Raw genomic sequence first — 22,960 nt, 5'->3', positions numbered from 1 at the left:
GGACGTTTATGCACCGGGCGATAAGGGAAATGTCCGAGAGTAAACCCTTAAAGATTGCGTGGTGCAGGATATGCCTGTCGGGCCTTATTTCAGGATCGGCTATGCCGTTCTTCTGTTATTTCTCATCATTTATCTCGGAACATTAATAGACTTTTTGTTCCAGCCTGTTGTGATTACGGTTAAAACCTTGTTTCCGCCCATTGTATTATCGGGCGTCCTTTACTATTTGTGCCGCCCGCTCGTCAGAGTGCTGCATGCGAAATTAAAGCTGCCCGAAGGAATCGCGATTTTAGCGATTTATGCGGGAACAGCCGGCCTTTTTGTCCTCTTCCTTTATACGGCGGGCCCTGCCGTTCAAAAACAGTTTACAGCCTTCACAGATCATATTCCGGAGCTTTCCGCAAAAGCTGAAAATTGGATCGGGCATCTTCAGGACAGCAAATGGTTTTCCCGGCTTCAGCATGGGGATTCCTTTAAAAAATTAGCGGACAAAGCCGCAAATTATTCCGGTTCAATCGCTGATTCTCTCAGCAGCCTGGCCGGTACGGCTGCCAATGCCGCCATCACCGCAGCCATTATTCCGTTTGCGCTGTATTACATGTTAAAAGAAGGAAACAAAGCCCCCCGGCGACTGCTGCGGCTTCTTCCGGAAAAACATAAAAAAGAAGGAAAACAAATCCTTCAGGACATGGATGAAGCTCTCAGTTCATACATACAAGGACAGCTGCTCGTCAGTTTCTGTGTCGGCGTTCTCGTCACGATCGGCTATTTTATAATCGGGCTCGATTATCCGCTCGTTCTGGGCGCGTTCGCCATGGTGACAAACCTGATTCCGTTTATCGGGCCTTGGATCGGCACATTTCCCGGAGTCATTGTCGGATTGTTCGATTCACCGACCGAGGCGGTGCTGGTGATTACGGTCGTCGTCATTGTACAGCAGCTTGAAAGCCAGCTGATTTCCCCGCAAATTATGGGACGGAAGCTGGACATTCACCCGCTGACCATTATTTTTCTTCTGCTTGCCGCCGGCAAATTCTCAGGAATTGCCGGGATGCTTCTGGCCATTCCGGGATATGCGGCCGCAAAAGTGGTCATAAGCCACATGCAGAAACTATTCATTCTCAGAAAAAAAACAAAGCTAGGAGAGAAATGATTCATCCCCCATGTCTTCACATCGGTCAAAATGAAAAAACGGCGGGCTGAAGAAGCCCGCCGCACACGGAGGTAAAAAAGATGAACATCGGTGATGTCATTTTTCAATTGATTTCATTTATTGCAGCCGCATTTTTCCTGTTTGCCGTGATATACGTATTCAGAAGCTTGAACAAGCGCCGCATACAATTGGACAGAATCGAAAAGAAACTCGACGCGCTGCGCGAAGAAAAAAACGAAAAGTTATAGTTCATTCAGAAGCAGGCGCAACGAGCTCCACTTTTATCCGATCCGGGTCCTCCGTGTATACGGCGTAATGCGTGCTTCCGCCTGCATATGGATGGCGGTCCCTGTAAAGCACGGGGCATCCTCTGGCAAGCAGCTTTTCTGTCATCTCGTCAACCTGCTCTCTTGATGCAGCATGAAAAGCCAGATGGTTCAGCCCGACCCGGCATCTGTGGTACTCCGGTGTTAAAAAACGCTCCTCTGTCTGTACAAGCACAACATAAAATCCTGCGTTTTTCCAGCTGATGCCGGAGTCCCAATTTTGAAATTCCCTATAACCGAGCTCACCTAAAAACCATCCCCAAAACCGGGCGGAGGCTTTCAAGTCAGATACATACAACTCAATATGGTGTATCATAATATTCGCTTCCTCCTCACATCACACCCGCCTTACCAGCACCTCTTCAACTTTATGGCCGTCACCTTTTCTCAAAATCAAATCCGATCTGAATTTTGTCGGCAGAATATTTTCATACAGATTCGGACGGTTGACGCTCTCCCAAATGGAGGCGGCCATGGTATCCGCTTCTGCATCAGACAAATCCTTAAATTTATGAAAATAAGAAGCCGGATCCTGAAAAGCGGTTTCTCTTAAGAGGCGGAAACGCTCCAAATACCACGTGAAAATCCGGCTTTCTTCGGCATCCACATAGATCGAAAAATCAAAGAAATCCGATACAAAAATCCGCGGATCTTCCCTGTCGTCCTCTAAGGTCGGCGACTGCAGGACATTGATTCCTTCGATAATAACGATATCCGCACCTTCGACAACCTCGACGGCGCCCTCTTCCCTGTCATACGTAAGATGGGAATATACGGGCGCCTCCACTCTCTCTTTCCCCGACTTTATATCGTTCAGAAACTCAAGCAGCGCTTTCACGTCGTAGCTTTCCGGGAATCCCTTTCTGGACAGAAGGTTTTTCCTTTTTAATTCCGCCGTCGGATACAAGAAACCGTCGGTTGTCACCAGGCTCACCTTCGGCCTGTCCGGCAGACGGGAAAGAAGCTTTTGCAAAATTCTCGCCGTCGTGCTTTTGCCGACGGCGACGCTGCCCGCGATTCCGATGATAAACGGGATTTTCGCTGAATGCGGATGCTTCAGAAACACATTGACATGCTGATTCCGTCTTGCGGCAGACGTGACATGAAGATGGAGCAGGCGCACAAGCGGAATGTAAATCGTTTCTACTTCTTCCACCGACAGGTAGTCATTCAGCCCCTCTACGGCCTTGGCTTCTTCCTCTGAAACGGCAATGGAAAGATGGCCGCCGAATCCGGCCCACGACTCGCGACTGTGCTGCGTATACAATGTATGTAAGTTCAATTCTTTACTTTTCACAATTCACACCAATCTCTCTGTATGGCTTTCCGATAAAAAAACAAACGCTTACAAAGATTGTAACGGAAAACCGCTTCACTGTCTGCCCATTTTTTTCAAAAATGAGGAACCGATCCGGCTGTACTCTTCCATTTCCTCCTCCGGAACCATGCTTCCGCCGGTGCTCCACACAAGGTGCACGGCATTTTCCATCTCAAGCCCCCGCTCTTTTATATAACGGTTTCCGGCTTCGGTCTGAACGACCTTGACGGCCCCGGCCAGTCCGGCGAGTGCAGAGGGTTCAAGGCTCTTATTCTCGGCCGCCCTTAATTGATAAAGCAGCGAAAAAAGCGTGCCGTCATCGGCGGTATAACAGCCGCTGATTATAGGCTCCATCAGAGGGCCGGCCAGTCCGGACGGCCTTCCCACCGCGAGTCCGTCGGCGGCCGTTTGATTATCAAGACCGATATCCTGCACGCTGATTCCGTCATGCAAGCCGGAAAACAGTCCTAACAGCATACACGGTGAATGCGTCGGCTCACCGAAAAAAATATGGACATGCTCGCCATAGATCAGCTTTAGCGCAAGCGCGACGCCGCCCGGGCCTCCTCCGACCCCGCACGGCAAATAAACGAAAAGCGGTTCATCTGCATCAGGCTTTATGTTCATTTGGTCGAGCTGCTTTTTCACACGGCTTCCCGCAACGGCATACCCCAAAAACAGATCCCGGGAATGCTCATCATCAATAAAATAACAATAAGGGTCCTGCTTCGCCTGCATGCGCCCCTCTTTGACAGCCAGACTGTAGTCTGCTTCATATTCGATGACGCGAACCCCCTTTTCCCGGAGCAGCTCCTTTTTCCACTGCTTTGCGTCACTGGACATATGAACGGTCACACAAAAGCCGAGCTTCGCGCCGATTATGCCGATACTCAGACCTAAATTGCCCGTAGAGCCGACGGCTATAGAGTATTTTGAGAAAAAAGCGGTAAACCGTTCTTCAGTCAATATGCTGTAATCGTCGTCTGCTGAGAGCATTCCCGCTTTTACCGCGAGATCTTCGGCATGCTTCAGCACTTCGTAAATCCCGCCGCGCGCTTTAATGGAACTGGAAATCGGAAGTTCGTCGTCGCATTTCAAAAGCAGACGCCCGGGGAAAGCCTGAGCGGCGCTGTGTTCCAGATGCTTCTTCATTTCATTAATCAAGACAAGCGGAGATTCAATGAGGCCTCCCTCCGCTTCCGTCTCCGGAAAAGCCGACGCGATATAAGGCGCAAACCGGCGCAGCCTTTCTTCCGCTTCGGCAATCTCCTTTTTCCATTCAGCGCCATGCTTTACTGGATCATCGGTTTTATGCGGATTGATCCAAAATACTTCACGCGCCTCCGCCATTTGCCTGACTAAAGGCTCTGCCATCAATGCCTTGTGTATATCCCGGTCGGACATTCCTTTTTCCCCCTTGTTACTTTTTCTTTAATGCGCGGCCGGCCAGTTTTTCTGTAAACGATGGGAAAAGCTGATACAGCTTCGTCCCGAGGCTCATCCATCGCGGAAGATTCATTTCCCGTTTATCCGTCAGAATCACGGATGTAATGCGCTCTGCCACATGGTCGGCATCAAGCATCCATCTGCCGACGCTTTTCACATAACCGCCCTCTTTATCTGCAATTGTAAAGAAGTCTGTTTTGATCGGACCGGGATTAACCGTTGTCACGGCTACACCCGTACCGGCCAGCTCAAGCCGCAGCGCATTGGAATACCCTAACACGGCGTGCTTCGTTGCGGAATAAAGGCTTGATTTCGGCGTCGCCAATTTGCCGGCCTGTGAGGCGATATTGATAATATGGCCGCTTTTCGCATGAAGCATCACAGGAAGACAGGCCTTCGTACAGGCGATTAATCCGAAGACGTTGACTTCAAACATTGCCTTCATATCATCCAAAGATGAATCAGCGGCCGTTTCAAAAATGCCGAAGCCGGCGTTGTTGATTAATACGTCAACATGACCGATCAAACGCCTTACGTTTTCAGCCTCTTCTGCATGCCGGACGTCAAACGGAACGACATCACACTGTCCGCCGCGCGCGGTAATCGTCTTTTTCACTTCCTGCAAGCGGTCCTCCCGCCTGGCGGATAAAAAAACATGAGCCCCTTCTGCCGCGCAGGAATATGCAAGCCGTTCTCCGAGTCCGCCGGATGCTCCGGTGATCCAAATCCGCTTATCCGTTAATCTGCCCATTTCCTTCACCCCTTCACAGCTTTAAACTTCAGAGTGTTCCCCGACTGAAAGGATACAGCCTTCCCTTCGGCGGCCAGCACGTCAAGATGGCCGATCGTTTCTGACATCGTTAAAAACAATTCATTTTCATACACAGCCGGAAACAGCCGCCGGCATACCTGGAAAGCCGTCAGCGTTTCCTCTGACAACAGGCGCAGCACATATTCCGACCGGTTTCTCTGTTTTTCAAGCCGCCTGTCAAAAGCAGGCTTTACGTCTGTCAGCAGATCGCCGTGTCCCGGATATAAAAAGGACGGGTTTACGTCATACAGCCGCTTCATTGAGTTCAAGTAGTCGAGCATCGGGGCCGCGCGCACGCCCCCCTTTTCCGGAGCTTCCAGAATCGGATTGGTGGAGCTGTTGGATAAAAGCAGATCGCCGCTGAACATTTCACCGCTTTTTTCATGGTAGAGCGCAATGTGAGAAGCGGCATGACCCGGGATTTCGAGCACCGTCCAGCCGTTAAGCCCGTCAATTTTTCCGCCTTCCCTCACTGTTTTCGTTAACGGACGGTTTGCAGAAAATAAGTATGACAGCTTAACTGTTTTATGTATGTCTTCAGGCGTCAGGGGAACGTCCATTTCAGTCATAAGCGACAGAAAAAAGTCCTCCTGCCGGGCGATATACGACTGATCCTGAGTAATGTACCTGTCATTCAGCGGATGCCCTATTACTTCCGCATCATCGGAAAAAAGGTGCAGCAGACCTGAATGATCTGCGTGATGATGAGTGAGCACCACCTGTTCTATATCTGCCGCAGAAACGCCGTGTTCCTTAAGCTGCAATGAGAGCGATTCAGCCGCTTCCTTTGTATTCGGGCCGCAATCAATAAGGGTTAAGGCTTCATCTTTTACTAAATAAACGATAACGTCGCCGACTGCAAACGGAGTCGGCACACGTATCGGAATGATCTTTCTCGCTGCCATGTTTACGCTCCTTCGTTCTTTTCATTCCTGAATAATCATATTTTAGCGTTTTCTTTTCACTGTGTCATTATTGCCGCATATCGGAAAAAAAGATTGACATCCCGCTCTTGCGCATAGCATAATGAACAACAAACTAGAAAACACGGAACGCGATGACGAGGAACTAGTATATAAACAACGGCAGCAGAGAGCAATGTCCCCGGCTGAAAGACATTGCGGCCCTCTTGTTTACAGAACCTGCCCTCAGAGCGGTTAGGAAAACCTAAACGTATCCCCTCGTTACGGGATTTGAGCTGAGCACGGCTGATTCGTGCTAATGTAAGGTGGTACCGCGAAACCTTTTCGTCCTTTTTGACGGGAAGGTTTTTTTGTGTTTTGAGAAGAAGGAGGATTTATATGAAGAAAATCGGTTTTATCGGGGCCGGAGCAATGGCGGAAGCAATGGTGAACGGACTGCTGCAAAGCGGAATGACAGCCCCCGGACATATATATATGACAAACCGGTCAAATGACAGCCGGCTTGAAGAGCTCCAAAAAACGTACGGAGTAAAACCGTGCCGGGATAAAGAAGAGTTTTTCAGCAATACCGACATTCTCGTTCTCGCCTTTAAACCGAAAGATGCGGCAGAAAGCATTGAGAACATTCGCGAATACGTGAAAGATCAGCTTGTGATTTCTGTCATCGCAGGGCTGACGATTCACACGATTCAGCAATATTTCGGCAGAAAGCTCACCATCATCCGGGCGATGCCGAATACATCCGCGGCCATTCAGCAATCGGCGACCGGTTTTTCCGCAAGCTCCGAGGCGAGTGAAGCTGAAATCCGGACGGCAAAAGAGCTTCTGGAAACAATCGGAGAAGCGACGCGCTTTGAAGAAAAACACCTTGACGCCGTCACAGCCATTGCCGGAAGCGGTCCCGCCTATGTGTACCGGTATGTCGAAGCAATGGAAAAGGCCGCCCTTCAAGCCGGCCTGCCGGAAGAAACGGCAAAAGAGCTGATTTTACAAACAATGGCCGGGGCGACGGAAATGCTCAGAACAAGCAGCAAACGGCCTGAACGCCTGCGCAAGGAAATCACAAGCCCGGGCGGCACGACTGAAGCAGGCCTTCGCGCATTAGAAGAGCGCCGCTTTGAAGAAGCCATCATGCACTGCATCGCAGAAACCGCAGCCCGGAGCGCCGAAATTAAAGAACAATTCGCAGGCTCCGTTCTGCAAAAGACGGACCAGTGATAAAGCATGGGGCTTCCCATGCTTTTTTCATTCTGTTTAACTGCCGTATAAGCGGCTGATTCTCTCTTTTACTTCAGGAAGATGGAATGTGGCTTCGTGCATGTTCACCTCTTCCTCAACCGCTTTTGTCAGCTCTCTTTTGATCCGTGCCGTCACATTGGTTTTCAGCGCAACCAGTGAGGCTCTCGGTTTATCCGCCAGCAGCCGGGCCAATTCGCGGCCTCTTTGAAGGACGTCTTTTTTCGACAGCACTTCAAACGGAACTCCCCGTTTTTCCAGAGCGGCGCCGCTGAAATTCGCGGCAGTAAACAGCATTTCTTCCCCGAGGACAATTCCCAGTTTTTCAGGCACAATATACGTCGCGCCCATTCCCGGTGTAAATCCGTACTTCATATAATTACAAGAATAAAAACTCTCTCTGCTTAAAATCACGAAATCCGCGCTCAGACCGATCGTAAAGCCGGCTCCGATCGCATGCCCCTGCATGACGGAAATCACGGGAATCCTGCAATCCAATAAAAGACTGTGAAGCTTTAAATCTGTAAATTGAAGCTTTCCGCTCTGAATGGTCAAAAGCCCCTCCTGCGTTCCTCCCGTGCAGAAATAATTTCCGTAACCCGTCAGAAGGACGGTTTTATAGGACGGATGGGCATTGATGTCTCGGAATACCCGGTGCAGCTCTCTGACAAACTCTTCTGACAGCCCGTTTTTCCCGGCCGTATCCTGCATTGTGACCTGCACAATGCCAGGTTCTTTTTCCTGTACATCAATCATTGGATTCATGTTTATTCTCCGTTTCTTTAAAAATACTCAAGCCTTTCCGGCTCTGAGTGTTTCTGACACTAGGTCGTCCATTCATACTTTCTGTGAAACTCTTTTATTTCAGTCAGCACCAATCGCGTTTTTCCTTGATGCGCATTCGGGATGTCTGCTGCGGGCGCGGCATTTCTTGTGCCGAATTTTACGATGCCGCTGTCTTGGAGCAGCCGGTCATAATCAGCCATCGATAAACGGACGCGTTCATCCAAATGCCGGCTGATCTGAAATTGATTCTGCCGCGTACGGCTTTGCGGCATAACGACACCGCTGTAAAATTCAGAGCAGCAGCCCGAACCGTATGAAAAACAGCCGACGCGTTTCGGCGTTTCAAAAGAGCCGTTATCAATCGTGCTGGCAAGAGATAAAAATACGGTGGCCCCCATGATGTTGCCGACGCGCTGACAGTATTGAATCCCAGGCAGCACGCGTTGCTGAAAATCCGCTTCAATGTCTTGCGGCTTAGCCTTTGCCAATTTTCTCATCATCGTCCGATGCGCTCCTTTTACCATTCCGCCAAACGGAGTATGAAAAGAAAGGTATTGAAATGTATTCTTATAATCCGCCCCGCTCACACGCTTTCGGTATTCCTGAAATGATTTTTCACAGCAGTCCAAATAAGACATGAGCGACAGATCAGCATCCCCCGCTTCACTATCCGGAATCGGGCGGCACGTATCCATGACTTCATACCCGTAATACCCGCTTGCGCCTTGATCAAGCAAAAAGACATGAGGGGTGCTGCTGACTAAAAGCGCCACAGCTCCCGCCCCCGCACTCGGTTCGGCATAGGACCATTCCTCCGTCAACGCGTCACCGCCTTCAGCCACTAAAAAGCGGGAAATATCCGTTCCGATGATGAGCGCTTTCGCTCCCGGCGATGTTTGCGATAAGATGAAATTCACGCCCATTTGAAACCCGGCCGTTAAAGAATAGCAAGCCTGTTTCACCTCAAATAACCGGCAATTCCGCTTCAGCTGCAAATAATCATGGACGTATGTACTGATGGATTTGCCAAAATCAATCCCGGATTCCGTACAGGTGATGACCATTTCAATCTGATTCCGTTCCTCTTCTGACAGAGAGTCGATAATCGGTTTTGCGGCATTTACGGCGAACGTAATCGGATCTTCAAACGGAAGCGCCACCACTTTTTCTTTCATCAGCAGGTTCTCAAACCTTTTTTTATCCAAGTTCCGATGTTCCGCAAGCTCCATGACGTCTACATACGCGGTTCCGCCAAACACGTTCATTGCTTCGATTCCTACATTCATTTCTCCAAGCCCCCAGAGTAAAGAGGCTTCCTGTGGAAGCCTCTTTTATTTTTCCGTTCAAAACTCAACAAGCAGCCTGTCAACGCCGTGAAATACAGGGCTCGGAACCAGATTCGGCTCTTGATCCTCAGTAAAACGCCATGCGGACATCTGTTCAAAAAAGTGGGAAAGCGCGATTTTCGCTTCAAGCCGGGCCAGCGGTGCTCCTAAGCAATAATGGCTGCCCTGACCGAATGACAGATGCTGATTCGGCTTTCGTCCCAAGTCAATCTGATCGGCATTTTCAAACTTCTTTTCATCTCTGTTCGCCGATCCAATCCACGCATACACTTTTTCTCCGGCCGGAATCGTTTTTCCGCCAATCTCGCTTTCAACCGCGGTGTAGCGGGTTACCCGCTGAATGGAAGGTCTGAGGCGGATGACTTCCTCAATAAAGTCAGGAAGAAGCGCCTTGTTTTCAAGCAGCCGGGGCAGAATGTGCGGGAACTCCTTGAGACTGAGAAATGAATTTCCGATCACATTTTCCGTCGTTACGTGCCCCGCGACGATCAACAAGCCGCAAAAACCGATTAATTGCTTGTCTGACAGCGGCTCTCCGTCTAAATCAGCTGAAATTAAATGGCTGATTAAATCATTTTGCGGCTGTTTTCTCCGCTGTAAAATAAACTGCATGAAATATCCGATCATCTGCTTTTGCACTTCATTCATTTTCTTTTCATCTTTTACATTCTGGCTTTGGTCGACCCAGCTTTTAAAGATATCTCTGTCTTTCGGAGGGAATCCTAAAAGCTCTGCGATCACGATAATCGGAAGCGGAAATGCGTAATCTTCAATAATGTCCATCCTGCCTTTTGAACGGACGGCCTGAAGCAGGTCATCAGCGATAGCGGCTATACGCGGTGCAAGAGACTCAACCGATTTCGGCATGAACGGCTGATTGACCAATTTTCTGAAGACGGTGTGTTCGGGCGGGTCCATTTTCAAAAGGCTGTCTTTGTTAATATGCCGGATCATTTTTTCCTGTTTGTCCGCACTTAAGTATTTATGATCGGAAGAAAAATGACTGTAGTCAGAAATCACCCGCTTCACTTCATCATAGGTGAAGATTTCCCAGCAATCTTCCTTTTCATTGTAATGAACGGGAGAGGTTTCTCTCATCGTTTGGTACCACTTGTACGGCTGCTGCTGTCTGATTTTTGTTAAACTGGTCATTTTCATTCCTCCAAGATGTGATCAAGATTTGAAATGACCCGCCAAAGCTTACGAGTAAACCCGGCGGGCGGATATGTGAATTTACGGTCTTGTTTTGGCGGGCTGCTTCAGCATCTCACCATGCACGTTCAGTATCTTTTCCTGCAGCTGCAGAAAGCTGTATTCTGTCATTCCGTCTGCCGAATATAAAACGCCGCAAAATTCAGAAATCGTTTCGGCTGCGCTGTCTTCAGCCAATAACGTCATATGGTTGGATACCGCCACATCCATGATGGCGATGTTTGTCATATGCTCTTCCCACTGGCTCCAATAGTTGACGAAATCAGCGGATAAAATATCAGCCCTGATTGTAAAATACGGATCAAGCTCACCCAAGAAAATACCGTTTTTATTTCGGAAATAATAGCATGTCACCCCGTTCGGATCCGGAAGCGGCAGGAGTTCGTAATCAGTGATTTCGTAAGCGTCCTGAACGTTTATATTCTGCCTGATCAGATTTTTCACCAACGCGTCCGTCTTCGTTAACCCCCGCTGTTTGGCTTTGACGATTAATTGCTCTAAAAATATGTCTTCATGAAGATCGGCATTCAGTTCATCACGATGAATCAAGGTTTCAGATATGCGTTCCGGATGTTGATAGACCGGTGCAAATAAAGCCATGTTCACCGTCTGCAGCATCATATTTTTATCAAATAATTCATCAGGAATGTTTATTTCCCGCGCACCCGCCGAGTCAAAGGAGTCGAGCATGACGATTGACTCAACGGTTTCTCCAGCCAGCTGCAATTGCCGGGTGACTTCATAAGCGAGCATGCCCCCTAATGAATAGCCGCCTACATCGTAAGGACCCCGGGGCTGCACGGTACGTATGAGCTTAACGTAATATTCGGCCATGTTTTTAATGCCGCGGATCGGTTCCCGGTCTGTCATCCACCCTCTTGCCTGAATTCCGTAAAAAGGACGCCCGGTCCGTTCGGCAACAGGCTGGTACAGCTCCACTGCCCCCAGCGCGGAATGAAACCAGAAAATCGGTCTTCCCTTTCCCCCCGGGTTAAGACAGATCAGCTCGGGCGGTTCTTGATCATCTGTCTCTTCTGATATATCGTTTTGTTTCGTATGTTCCTCATGTACTTCCTCAGTGTCTTTTTGGACAGAACCGGTCAGATACCCGGCTAATGTTGCGATTGTCGGGTATTCATAGACCAGATTTGCCGTAATAGACGCTTGATAGGTTTTATTAATGGACTGAACCCATTCCACACCGATAATAGAATCCAGCCCCATCTCAATGAATGCCTCATGCTCATCAATATCTTCCGGCTTCAGAAATAGGATGTCCGCAAGGCTTTCTTTGAGCTCTTTGCGCAAAGTGCCGTCAGAGATGCCGGCAAGGGGAGTTTCTGCTTCCGGGATTTCCGGACGTACCGCGGTTTCCTCCGCTTCAGCATACTCGGGTTTCTTTATTTGTCCCGCTATATATTCCGCAAGCTCTTCAAGCGTCGGGTGTTCATACACCTTATTGGCAGTAATCTCAGTGTGGTACGTTTTATTTACTGTTTGTATCCATTCAACCCCGATAATGGAGTCAAGACCCATATCGATGAAAGGCTCATCAGCATCAATATCTTCCGGTGACAAAAATAAAATATCTGCCAGGCTTGTCCTCAATTCTTCAAGCAATGTTCTATTGTCTTCGGAAACGGCTTTTTTCGGCTGTTGGACAGAAACAGTACAATCCAAAGGCTGTAACACGATTGGCTTTTGCAATGTCTCCGGTTCAAACGCTGTCATTTCGATCTCAGTTAAAGGACTCAGAGAAATCAGCCCTTCATGTTCAGGCTGTGGCGAAGACGGGAGAACGGTTTGCGTTTCAGACTTTTTCATGGCTTGGCCTGGTAAAGAACTGTTTACATCAGCCGCCCAATACCTTTCTTTTAAAAACGGGTAGGCCGGCAGCGGCGTTTTATAATATTGCCCTCCGTCAAAAAGCCGTGTAAAAGGAAGATCATACCCTCTGCAAAAAAGGTCAGCGATATGTGCCAGGCTTTCTCTGTACTGCGCGGGCGAAGCTGCCGAGCGGCACTGTTCAATGCATTCCATTCCGAATGTTTTCATTCCGGCTTCTTCTGCCGGCTTCTGATCCTTCAAATTGGACATAAACACACCCGGAAGCTCTCTTTTTACAAGCCACTCCGATAATACCCGCTTCAGTTCGTCCGCACTGCTTACGATACAGGCAAACCGGTGATGTAAATGCTTTCTGCCGAGCAGGAGCGTATAACTTATATTTCCCAGATCGCTGTCTTTGTTCTTGCTGAGTGAATCCAGCAGGCGTTCTGCCTGAATTTCCAGCTGACGCTCCGTCCGCGCAGATAAAGGAATGAGGCAGGCCGGTTTTGCCGGCGACCGGCGCACGGTTTGCGGCGCCTCTTCAATCACAAGATGGGCATTTGTTCCGCTGAATCCGAATGAACTGATGGCGGCTCTGCGCGGTGTATCCGGATTCCGTTCCCACGGTATCAGCTTTTCATTCACAAAAAACGGGCTGTCCGCAAATTGAATATGCTGATTGGCTTGGTGAAAATGCAGGGAAGCCGGAATCTGCCGATGCTTCAGCGACAGCAGGATTTTAAACAGTCCGGCCATCCCCGCGGCCGCAGCGGCATGTCCGAGATTGGTTTTCACAGAGCCGATGGCGCAATATCCTTTTTTATCCGTATAGCGGCGGAAAGCGCGCGTTAAGGCGCCGAATTCGATCGGGTCGCCCAGTGCAGTGCCCGTTCCGTGAGCTTCCACCATTTGAATGGTTTCCGGATCAATGTGGAAAGTATCATAGACATGACGTTCCAATCGTTCTTGAGAAAGCGCGCTTGGAGCGGTGATTCCGTTTGTAGCGCCGTCCTGATTCATTGCAGATCCTTTTATGACGCCGTACACATGATCTCCGTCACTAACGGCGTCGCTAAGACGTTTCAGCACCACCGCTCCCACGCCTTCACCAGGCACGAACCCGTCCGCGCTTTGATCAAACGTATGGCAGCGTCCGGTCGGTGACAGCATATTCGCCTTATTTGACGACTGATAAAAAGCGGGAGTGGATTGAATGAAAACCCCGCCCGCCACCGCCATTTCCGTTTCTTTCGTCCAAAGCCCCTGACATGCCAAATGAATGGCTGTCAGCGAACTGGAACATGCCGTATCAACAGTGATCGCCGGACCTTGTAAATTAAGGTGATAGGCGATCCTTGCCGGAGTGACGGAATTATGATTGCCCCAAAAAGCCTGCGCAGGCCCCTGCTGTTTAAAAATGGCCTGGTAATCTCCGCCGCAGGAGCCGGCATACACGCCGCATTCCCGGCCTCTTACCGAGTCTCCCGCATATCCCGCATCTTCAAGCGCTTTCCATGATTCTTCCAAAAACAGCCGCTGCTGAGGGTCCATATAGGTCGCTTCACGTCCCGATATATGAAAGAAAACGGGGTCAAAACATTCAATGTCCTCTATAAAACTGCCATACTGGCATTGGCTGTCAGAGACATCCCATCTGTCTGCTTTTTTAATCAGATCCCGCCCGGCGGCTAAGTGTTCCCAAAACTCATGGAGATTCTCCGATTCAGCAAACCGCCCGCTCATCCCGATAATCGCGATCGGTTCTTTTTCATGTAACACAGCTGCTGATTTTACTGTATCGGCCAGATCCTTTTGTTCGGGGCGGTACGTCATTTGATACGGCTCAGAAACGCTGATGACGATTTTCCCGATATTTCCGCGGTCATCCAGACAGTGATACGCCTCTTTTATGTCTTCAAAGGAAAAGATTTTTGAGATGACAGGCTGAATGACTCCCTCTTCCGCCAGCCGCTGCAGTTCCAATTGATAGTCCTTGACCTGATCCGGATTTTGAAGGGACAGCTTCCGCAAATCCACGCTGTGAAACGATTGATTGTTATGAAGGACGGACAAGTCGACTGATTTAGCGGATTTCAGCGCAGTCATGGCAATTTCGATATATCTTCCGCCCGGCGCCAGGCAATTCATTCCTTTTTGCAAGGCATCACCGGCCAGGGTATTAATGACAACATCCACCCCACGGCCGCCGGTCATTCGCATGATTTCCGTTTCAAAATCTTCTTCTAAATAGCAAATGGTATTACGGACCCCTAGTGAATGCAAATACTCAATTTTTTTCTGTGATCCGGCCGTGGCATATATTTCCGCGCCGATATGCCGGGCCATTTGCACCGCGATCAGCCCCGTTCCTCCCGTCGCGGTCTGAATTAATATTTTTTCGCCTTTTTTAAGTCCGGCTTTCCGGAAGGCGTCTATCATGGTCACCGCCACGGTGGGAAGAGCGCATGCTTCTTCAAAGGTCAGCCGGGCCGGTTTATGATAGACTTGATGTTCTTTACATGTGATGAGATTCGCCTGAGATCCAAATTCCTCTCCCATGCCGACAATCACTTCATCACCTGGAATGACGGATGTTACATGCCTCCCTGTCTTGATCACGACGCCGCTTGCTTCAAATCCCGGAGTGAACGGATAAGGCGGCATCGTCGGGTACAGCCCTCTGATACAAAGCAAGTCTCCGAAGTTTAAAGAAAAGGCGCGGACGGCTATTTGAACCTCGTCATCTTTTGTCTCGGGCACTTCACTGCGGGCAATCGTCAGATCTTCAATGCCGCCCGGACGGTCAATCACAACCCGGAACATTCCCGAGTCATCGGACTTTGCGAAAGAAGGCGGCATACGTTCTTGTTTCGGTTTCTGATAACCGTTTTCCTTTCTTTCCGTCTGCAGAGGTTTTTCAGCAGGCCGTTCTTCCTGAAGCGCCGGGCGGATTTTCGCTCTATCGGTCTTCAGAGACGAGGCTATGATGGTTTCGTATTCTTCCGAGATATAACCGGTCAGCAGTTTCACATGATAGTAATCAAATAAAATCGTTGTCTGCAGTGTAAGATTCAATCGCTTATTAATCTCGTTAATCACATTGACGGCCAGAATGGAATCAATGCCGTATTCAGAGAAGTTCAGTTCTTCCTGAATATCCTCTTCTTTCATTTTTAATACATCGGCAATACTTGTTTTGATGACAGAGCGGACATGGGAAGCGACCGATTCCCCATCAGCCTTAACAGCTTGATGCACCTCTGGCGCGCGGCTGCGGGAAACAGGCTGCGCGGGCTTTCGGAAAACTTCGGCCGGGGCGGCGTATGGCTTTCTGCCGTCTCTGATCCCTTGCATCCGAACGAGTCCGTCACTCTCAGCTGCGATAATCTGCTGGCCTAGATCATGAGCCGTTTCAGCAGGGAAACAAACCGCTCTGTATCCTTCCGAATGCAGCACACGCTCCCACGATTTTGGATATAGGCCGGGACTTCCCGGAATCCGAAGCTCAGCATCCTCATAGGACCACCAGCCGTCAAGCAGCCCGAAGGTTAAATGGGTAAAAACAGAACGATCGCTGATTTCGTTTATCAAAATCATCCCGTTGTATTTCAGGAGCGCTTTCAGACGGCGCAGTGTCAAACCGATATTTTTTGTGGCGTGAAGCACATTGGCGGCGATGACAATATCGTAAACACCCGTTTTGATATTTTGTGATTCGCAAGGCTCCTCTGCATTAAACAAGGCTGTTGTCAAATACGGCACATCAGGTCCGTATTCCTGTTCGGCATGCATTAAAAAAGCTTTAGAAACGTCCGTATAACAATATTCCGCAATCTGTTTTGCAAATGGTTTCAGTTTTGTAAACAGCATGGCGCTCGTTCCGCCCGTCCCGGCCCCTACTTCTATCAGCCTGATACGGGCATCGGGGTGTTCTGTAAGATAGGCTTTCAGGTAAGCGGCCGCGGAATCTGCTAACACTTCATTAAAATAATCCGCGACAGGATTATGCTTATAAACACCTTCAACGAGCCGCATTGATGAATCGGGAAATACGATATCCGTAGCCGGACGTTCTCCTTTTAAAATGGAAGGCATCGCTTTTATCGTCGCCTCGGCCAATTCAGCTTGCGCAAGCTCCCCATTGGGAAGCAGGCGTTTATGGGCATTCCACTCATTCCAGACTGTGCGGCCGTCCGGGCGCTGATCCGTGAGAAGAGTGACCGTGTATCCGTCATACGCGATATATCCGTTTTCTTTTAATAGATTCAGGCTTTCTTCCAGCCATCTGCCGTATGTGCCGATCACGCCGGCGCTCCGCATGGATGCTGCAGGTGTAGTGACAGGCTCGCTGAAAAAACCGATTGACTGTAATTGGTAAAAGAGCAGTTTGCAAAGAAGGCTGTTCATATGCGCAACTCCATTTCTCGTTTTAAAGTCTCAAGCCGTTCATTCCGATCCGGATTTTGCCGCTTGACGCTTTCCATAAATGAAGGCTTCGGGCCGGATACAACCGATATTGCATCTTGATCCGTCAGCGCGGCTAAGCCGTGCGGAGCAGCTTTGATGAATGCCGCTTGGCTGAACGGTTCTGATAGTAAGACTTCCAGCGCCTCCATTGCTTCATCGGGTTCAATAGAACCGATCCCTGACGCCTCCATCCGTTTTCTGTAAGACGGGTCTGATACAACACCCAGACTGCCCCAATATCCCCAATTCATGACTTTCACTTCACAATCAAGCAAGGAAGCGATATGGCGGGCAAAGGCGTCTTGAAATGTACACCCTGCCGCATAGTTGCTTTGCCCGGCATTTTTTGTGAAAGAATTTACGGATGAGAAAAACAGCACAAAATCAAGCGGTTCTTCCTTAAAAGCTTCGATCATTCGGACGCTCGTATTCACCTTAGCTGAATAAGCGTTTCTGAAAGAAGCTTCATCCATATTCGCCATACTTTTGTCGGCAAGCGTTATCGCGGAATGGATGACTCCCGTTATATTGCCGTATTGCTCTCTTACGGAACGGACGGCCGCTTTAAGCGCTGCGGCATCTTGAGCATCAGCCTGTATATAATGCGGCGCGGGGCCTGATAGCGCCAGCCTGTCTATTTTGCTCTGAATCTCCTGATCCTTCGGCCGCCTGCCGATCCATATCATCCGTGCCTTGTAACGGGTGATCATGTATTTGCTCCATGCTTCTCCGATGCCGCCCGCTCCGCCGATGACAGCATAAACGCCGCCTTCTCTGTACGACATACGCGGAGCGGAACTTGTCAGCACCCGGACTGTTTTTTGCTTGTGCCAAGCTCCGTTACGGTACGCGGCAGCATTTCCGTCCGGATCTGGAGGGAGGCGCCAGATGTCTTTCATTTCAGACGAATCACTGTCTTCTTCTGCATCAATCAGCCTGATGTCCCAGTTCGGATATTCTTTTGCCAATGAACCGATCAAACCGTGTACGCCTGCATGCTCAGGCTGCGGCAGATCACCCGGATACACGGACTGTGTCTGCCGGGTCACCGCCGTAAAGCTGATGTTTCGGTTTCCATACCCGAGTGACAGCAGCGCTTTGATGAAACGGAAACATTGAATCACCCCATTCTCCTGCTCATCAAGCATTTCCTGACTGACGGATGCGGGTGCGAAACGATCCGGCGCAATCCATAAGAAATGGCGGATATCCTGATACCCGGCTGTCAATTCACGTAATGTTTGCTCGCTTGAATGATCCGGCGTCTCCGCCAGATGGGCGCGGGGCCACATTTTTGCCGCAGCCTTTATTGTATTTCCCGGCTTTCCGATGATCAGCAATTGTTCTTGATCAACCGCTCGATTTTCTTCCAGAGAAAAGAAAGTTTTGTCCCAAATAGGGGCAAGCATCGCCGTCTGAACTTCCTGCCGTTTGCTTTCGGTTTGGTTTGTCTGCCGGACAGCCCGGCAGGAGAAGCCTGTTAATCTCATACAAACAGCGCCGTTTTCATCACATAAATCAATATCCAGCGTCAGCGCTCCGTTATCTGACCGATCGCTCTGTTTGCGGACAAGCGCCCACATCGTTTTCTGAGTCGGCTGAAATATTTCTGCCTGCCGCAGGGAAAACGGCAGCATCGGAGTGTCTCCGGCAGTATCTGAACCGGCACCCAGTGACGCCTGAAACGCGGCATCTAAAAGACTCGGGTGGATGACAAACTGATCGGCGGTACTGTCTGCCGATTCCGGCAGCGACAGCCGGGCTGCAGCACCCCTCTCTCCGATCATCAGCTGATCAATTCCTTGATGGCTCGGCCCGTATATCATACCCGCATGCCGGAAAGCCTGATAAACCTCATCAGACGTCATAACCGATTGGCTGCAGCCGGACAGCCAGCCCTCTAAGTGAACTGACGGAACCGCTGCTATCTCTCCTGATACCGCGGTGCCTTTACTGTATATAATCCGTTCTCCCCCGGGTTCTTCCGATAGGCTGTAAATCGTAAATTCAATGTCTTCATTTCCCTTAAGGATAAGGCTGATATGGACTTCTACATCCGTCCCCTTATGAACGACAGGCCTCATCCATATGAGATCTTTCAAATACATTCCTTTACGTCCGTCCGGCACAGCGTATGCGGCACGCTCAACGGCCGCCCTGGCCATTTCGATCACGGCGGCTCCCGGGAGCACCTTCTCCCCATTGACTGTGTGGTCAGTGAAAAAGAATTCCCGTCCGGTAAAAACGGATGTGAATTTCAGCTCCCACAGATCGGATGTGTTTTCATGAAGCAGCGGATGGATCACCGTTTTGCCGTCATTCCGTTTTGAAACCGCCTCGGCTTCATCTTGAATCCAGCATCTGACCTTTGCAAACGGATAGGCGGGAAGGCTGATTCTCCGGGGTTTTTGTCCCGAATATAACAAGTTCCAGTCCACATCGACTCCCTGCACCCACATGTTCAGCAAATGACCGTACTTTCTCTTTTTCAGCCATTTGACCATGGCTTCTTGCAAATCTTCATCAGATTCAAACACAGCCACTGTCTCATGATTTCGCTTCGCCCGTCCCCTGTAAAGATGCGATGCGTTTTCATTTTCCAAGTACGATCTGAGCTTGTCCTCCAGCTCCTTAAGAGAGTCCGCAATGAAAGCCAGCCGCTCATCCATCGCTTCCCGCCCCGCTTGTAAAGTGTACGCGACATCAAATAAGTCCGGCTTATCCGTATGCTTCTTTTGAAGAAAAGCAAGAAGGCGCTCCGCATATTCTGTCAGACGCTCCCCGTTTTTCGCAGACAGCAGAATGACAGCCGGCTCTTGGCTGCTGATTGCTTGTTTGACAGGAGCCTCATATTCTTCAATAATGATATGCGCGTTAGAACCGCCCGCCCCAAAGCTGCTGACCCCCGCCCTGAGCGGCTGTTCTGCTCCGTCTGCTGAAATCCGTTTCCAATCTGTTAATTCCCGGCAGACGGAAAACGGCCCTTCGTCAAATTGGATATTCGGATTTAAAACATCCGCATGCAAAGATGGGGCGATTTGTTTGTGCTTCATCTGCAGCAGCACTTTTGTGACAGCGGCGATGCCCGCTGCAGATTCCCCATGTCCGATATTTGATTTGACAGACCCGATGAGACATGTTTCAGGAACATCACCGAATGCATCGGTTAAAGCCCGGATTTCAATCGGATCGCCTAATTTCGTCCCTGTCCCGTGCGCTTCCACATAGCTGATCTGGCCCGGAGATACCCCCGCCTCCTGTAAAGCTTGAGAAATGACTTCGCTTTGCGCCTTGGGGTTCGGTACGGTGTAACCGCTCGCTCTTCCGCCGTGATTAATGGCAGCTCCTTTAATGACGCCGTAAATCCGATCTCCGTCTTGTACGGCGTCTTCTAAACGTTTAAGAAGCAGCACCCCGACCCCTTCTGCCGGAATATAGCCGTCACCCCCGGCGCCGAAACTCCCGCAGTGTCCTTTAGATGAGATGAACTGCCCCTGGCTCAGCATGAAGTACTTGTTAGGATGAACGGTGAGATTCACTCCGCCGGCAAGCGCCGCGCGAATCCGATGATCCCGCAGATCCCGGCACGCCATGTACAATGAAGTCAGCGAACCCGAACACATCGTATCGACCGAAATGCTCGGCCCTTGAAAATCACAAAAATAGGAGACACGGTTAGCAATGGATGAAATCCCGCCGGGGAGCCCGATATGCCGTCCTTTCACTCCCGCTTCAGCCGCGAATAGCGGGTATTCCTGATACATGACACCGGCATACACACCTACCTGACGGCCAAGTTCAGGTGATGTCCTCGTATATCCCGCATCCTCCATGGCCATCCACGCATGCATTAAAAACAGCCGTTCCTGAGGATCAAGGTGTTCCGCTTCACGGGGGGAAATCTTAAAGAACTCAGGATCAAAATCGGCGATCCCGTCAATGAATCCGCCCCATTTGCTGTAGATCGCTCCCGGCGCCGTCCGGTCCTCGGAAAAGTAATGTTCCCAATTCCAGCGGTCTTTCGGAATTTCGGTAATACAATCCTTTCCTAGTTTGAGATTTTCCCAAAACGCATTGATATCATCGGCCTGCGGATACTTGCCGGAAATCCCGACAATGGCAATATCCAGCGGTTTTCCTTTCGTTTTTTGACGGCTTTGATTCCCGGACGGGGCAAAAGACGCATTTTCAAGCCGATTTGGCTGAAGCACTTCTTTCACAGACGCGTTTTTCAATTCCGCCAGCTGTTCCCCGGTATGACTGAGGACTGCGGCATCAAATGAGAGAAACCCGTCTTTTTTATGTTTGATTGTATTCACCACATAGACGGTATCAGACATGACTGGTCCGTAAAGCGTCAGCCTCTCAATCATGAGCGGGACGTGAATCCGCTTTTTCAGCTGCAACTCTTCTTCACCGAGCGACATATAACAAGAATTCAATATAAGCGGGTCAAATGCAAAGTGACGCAGATCGCCTTTTTCTTTTTTTCCTGATAAGTCCAGCTGCAATAAAAAGGAGCTCTCACTCATTTTGTATCCCGCCGTTACCGTTTTCAGCATCGGGCCTATCGTGAAGTCGGCAACCGAATCGTACAGACGGGAAATAACATCCGGCGCTACCTTTTGTGCATGCGCCTTCATTTGTTCAACGTCATACGATTTTTTTACGGGTGCCTCTGTATATCTGCTTATTTCTCCTTCGGCACACGTCTTCCGGCTTTCTTCACCGGAGACAGTGCAGCTTGCGGTAAAGCGTTCGGCACTCTTTTCTGTTGCAAATGAAATGTCAATATGTGCGGCCTCTCCCGGCTCCAGCGTGACGGGCCCGCCCGTAAAGCGGATATCTTTCAGCTCGGCGGGATACGTGCCGGAATGAGACGCTCCGGATGCTTCAAGCACCAGACACGGATACACTACACCCATCAGTGCCGGTTTGCCGAAAACCAGATGATCCTGAAGGAATGATTCATGTTCATAGAAAGTAAATGTCTGACTGACTGATTGCGTTTCAGAGACCGGTGCTGCATCCGCGACAAGGCCGGAAGATTCACCTGTTCCTTTTGTTTTTATGTCTTCAAGCAGTTCGGATATGCTGCTGCACTCAAATAAAAGAGTCGGATTCAGCCGCAGATCAAACGCCCCTTCGATATCTTTAATAATGGCCAGAAGCTGTGACGATTCAAGACCTAATTCAAAAAACACAGTGTGCGCATCATTTCTTGTGACAGGACGGCCTACGTATGTTGAAAAAATGCGGTATAAGGTTTCCTCCATCTGCTGAACGCCTGATATCAGCTGCCGGTCTGTCCGCACCTTTTTGGCTGTCAGGCCGAGCAGTGAAGCAATATGCGCACCGCTGGGGTTGTAAAAGTCAATATCCATTTTCACCATTTCAGAAGGCGTGCCGGATTTTTTCGAAATCACCGCGTAACAGCGCTCCGTAACGGTTTCAGCGGCACTAAACGAATCATAATAAATCGGTAAAAACAAACCGGCGCCTGCAGCTGTCTGCAATACGCCGGAGGCCATGGCGGCACCGTCCATCAGCGCGGGATGAAAGAGAGCGCCGGGGAGATTTTCCTGGCATGAATCAGACTGCCGAATATCAAGGAAACATTCCTCTTCATTTGCATAGATCTCTCCCTCCGGCTTCATCAGCCCGTCATGCGACAGTCCGCGGCTTCTCGCGTCTTCGTAAACCGTATGCAAGGAGACTGATGGAAGCGCAACTTGTTTTTTCTCTTCCGCGTCAAGGCGCTTATCTGATGAGAAAACCCCTTCATGCACCTCCGCTGATAAGAAAACCGTCCCGGAATCCGCCCCGCAAATCGAGGCAGTCCAGAACTCCTTTTCTTTACTGAATATGACACTCACATCAAGCCGCTCTGACCGTTTCACTGATAAAGGATGATAAATGGTCACCCGTTTCAGACAGATGGAACGGAATGAAAGATCAAGGCTTTGCTTTGCCAGCTGATACAGCATATCAATATAGGCCAGACCGGGCATGACAGATTCTCCGTGAACAAGATGGTTTTTCATAATGGGATGTTCTGCCGTCAGGCGCAGATTCACTGTTTTTTTCATGGTTCGTCCCCTTTTAA

13 protein-coding genes are annotated in these 22,960 nt (G+C 49.7%); 3 read left to right on the top strand and 10 right to left on the bottom strand.

From position 1 onward, the window contains the following. Window positions 1-70: 70 nt before the first annotated feature. Complete coding sequence (locus AC1RRX_RS11240) at window positions 71-1,153, top strand: AI-2E family transporter (RefSeq protein ID WP_020956036.1); 1,083 nt, start codon at window positions 71-73, stop codon at window positions 1,151-1,153. Window positions 1,154-1,233: 80 nt separating this feature from the next. Next, window positions 1,234-1,401 (top strand): DUF4083 family protein, encoded by a 168-nt coding sequence (locus tag AC1RRX_RS11235; protein WP_007409388.1) that lies wholly within the window; start codon window positions 1,234-1,236, stop codon window positions 1,399-1,401. Window position 1,402: 1 nt separating this feature from the next. On the opposite strand, the gene AC1RRX_RS11230 is transcribed toward AC1RRX_RS11235, so the two are convergent. The 5 genes from AC1RRX_RS11230 to AC1RRX_RS11210 form a co-directional block, all read right to left on the bottom strand. Then, complete coding sequence (locus AC1RRX_RS11230; protein WP_029973629.1) at window positions 1,403-1,792, bottom strand: VOC family protein; 390 nt, start codon at window positions 1,790-1,792, stop codon at window positions 1,403-1,405. A 24-nt stretch (window positions 1,793-1,816) separates the two neighbouring features. Then, window positions 1,817-2,776 (bottom strand): type I pantothenate kinase, encoded by a 960-nt coding sequence (coaA, locus tag AC1RRX_RS11225; RefSeq protein ID WP_003153290.1) that lies wholly within the window; start codon window positions 2,774-2,776, stop codon window positions 1,817-1,819. 75 nt (window positions 2,777-2,851) lie between these two features. After that, on the bottom strand, window positions 2,852-4,201 hold the full coding sequence (gene dsdA / locus AC1RRX_RS11220; RefSeq protein WP_144464506.1) for a D-serine ammonia-lyase: 1,350 nt from the start codon (window positions 4,199-4,201) through the stop codon (window positions 2,852-2,854). Window positions 4,202-4,217: 16 nt separating this feature from the next. Further along, window positions 4,218-4,994, bottom strand: coding sequence for an SDR family NAD(P)-dependent oxidoreductase (locus AC1RRX_RS11215; protein WP_039063282.1), 777 nt, complete (start codon window positions 4,992-4,994; stop codon window positions 4,218-4,220). A 5-nt stretch (window positions 4,995-4,999) separates the two neighbouring features. Beyond that, window positions 5,000-5,959: an MBL fold metallo-hydrolase gene (locus tag AC1RRX_RS11210; protein WP_015417764.1), complete on the bottom strand. Its 960-nt coding sequence runs from the start codon at window positions 5,957-5,959 to the stop codon at window positions 5,000-5,002. A gap of 396 nt (window positions 5,960-6,355) precedes the next feature. On the opposite strand from AC1RRX_RS11210, the gene proC reads away from it, so the two are divergent. Beyond that, window positions 6,356-7,195, top strand: a complete 840-nt coding sequence (proC, locus tag AC1RRX_RS11205; protein ID WP_144464508.1) for a pyrroline-5-carboxylate reductase — start codon at window positions 6,356-6,358, stop codon at window positions 7,193-7,195. 36 nt (window positions 7,196-7,231) lie between these two features. Here proC and AC1RRX_RS11200 read toward each other — a convergent pair whose 3' ends face one another. The 5 genes from AC1RRX_RS11200 to AC1RRX_RS11180 all read right to left on the bottom strand — a co-directional run bounded on the left by AC1RRX_RS11200 (window position 7,232) and on the right by AC1RRX_RS11180 (window position 22,943). Beyond that, window positions 7,232-7,978: a polyketide synthase gene (locus AC1RRX_RS11200; RefSeq protein ID WP_144464510.1), complete on the bottom strand. Its 747-nt coding sequence runs from the start codon at window positions 7,976-7,978 to the stop codon at window positions 7,232-7,234. Window positions 7,979-8,037: 59 nt separating this feature from the next. After that, window positions 8,038-9,285: a hydroxymethylglutaryl-CoA synthase family protein gene (locus tag AC1RRX_RS11195; protein WP_007409381.1), complete on the bottom strand. Its 1,248-nt coding sequence runs from the start codon at window positions 9,283-9,285 to the stop codon at window positions 8,038-8,040. A gap of 57 nt (window positions 9,286-9,342) precedes the next feature. After that, on the bottom strand, window positions 9,343-10,497 hold the full coding sequence (locus AC1RRX_RS11190) for a cytochrome P450 (RefSeq protein WP_015417767.1): 1,155 nt from the start codon (window positions 10,495-10,497) through the stop codon (window positions 9,343-9,345). Between the two features lie 81 nt (window positions 10,498-10,578). Next, window positions 10,579-16,794 carry a beta-ketoacyl synthase N-terminal-like domain-containing protein gene (locus tag AC1RRX_RS11185; RefSeq protein WP_144464512.1) on the bottom strand — a complete coding sequence of 2,072 codons (6,216 nt, stop codon included), beginning with the start codon at window positions 16,792-16,794 and terminating at the stop codon, window positions 10,579-10,581. After that, window positions 16,791-22,943: a type I polyketide synthase gene (locus AC1RRX_RS11180; RefSeq protein WP_144464514.1), complete on the bottom strand. Its 6,153-nt coding sequence runs from the start codon at window positions 22,941-22,943 to the stop codon at window positions 16,791-16,793. The genes AC1RRX_RS11185 and AC1RRX_RS11180 overlap by 4 nt, the downstream gene beginning before the upstream one ends. Window positions 22,944-22,960: the final 17 nt, after the last annotated feature.

This window comes from Bacillus sp. GW821-FHT11D08, from assembly GCF_058808515.1.
The sequence above is the reverse complement of the archived record's forward strand: the minus strand, read 5'-3'. Positions and strand labels throughout refer to the sequence as shown.

Excerpts from the sequence above, each read along its gene's own strand:
- dsdA (WP_144464506.1), bottom strand. The coding sequence starts at position 4,201 with ATGTCCGACCGGGATATACACAAGGCATTGATGGCAGAGCCTTTAGTC.
- proC (WP_144464508.1), top strand. The coding sequence starts at position 6,356 with ATGAAGAAAATCGGTTTTATCGGGGCCGGAGCAATGGCGGAAGCAATG.
- AC1RRX_RS11200 (WP_144464510.1), bottom strand. The coding sequence starts at position 7,978 with ATGAATCCAATGATTGATGTACAGGAAAAAGAACCTGGCATTGTGCAG.
- AC1RRX_RS11190 (WP_015417767.1), bottom strand. The coding sequence starts at position 10,497 with ATGACCAGTTTAACAAAAATCAGACAGCAGCAGCCGTACAAGTGGTAC.
- AC1RRX_RS11240 (WP_020956036.1), top strand. The coding sequence starts at position 71 with ATGCCTGTCGGGCCTTATTTCAGGATCGGCTATGCCGTTCTTCTGTTA.
- AC1RRX_RS11180 (WP_144464514.1), bottom strand. The coding sequence starts at position 22,943 with ATGAAAAAAACAGTGAATCTGCGCCTGACGGCAGAACATCCCATTATG.
- AC1RRX_RS11195 (WP_007409381.1), bottom strand. The coding sequence starts at position 9,285 with ATGAATGTAGGAATCGAAGCAATGAACGTGTTTGGCGGAACCGCGTAT.
- AC1RRX_RS11210 (WP_015417764.1), bottom strand. The coding sequence starts at position 5,959 with ATGGCAGCGAGAAAGATCATTCCGATACGTGTGCCGACTCCGTTTGCA.
- AC1RRX_RS11215 (WP_039063282.1), bottom strand. The coding sequence starts at position 4,994 with ATGGGCAGATTAACGGATAAGCGGATTTGGATCACCGGAGCATCCGGC.
- AC1RRX_RS11185 (WP_144464512.1), bottom strand. The coding sequence starts at position 16,794 with ATGAACAGCCTTCTTTGCAAACTGCTCTTTTACCAATTACAGTCAATC.
- AC1RRX_RS11235 (WP_007409388.1), top strand. The coding sequence starts at position 1,234 with ATGAACATCGGTGATGTCATTTTTCAATTGATTTCATTTATTGCAGCC.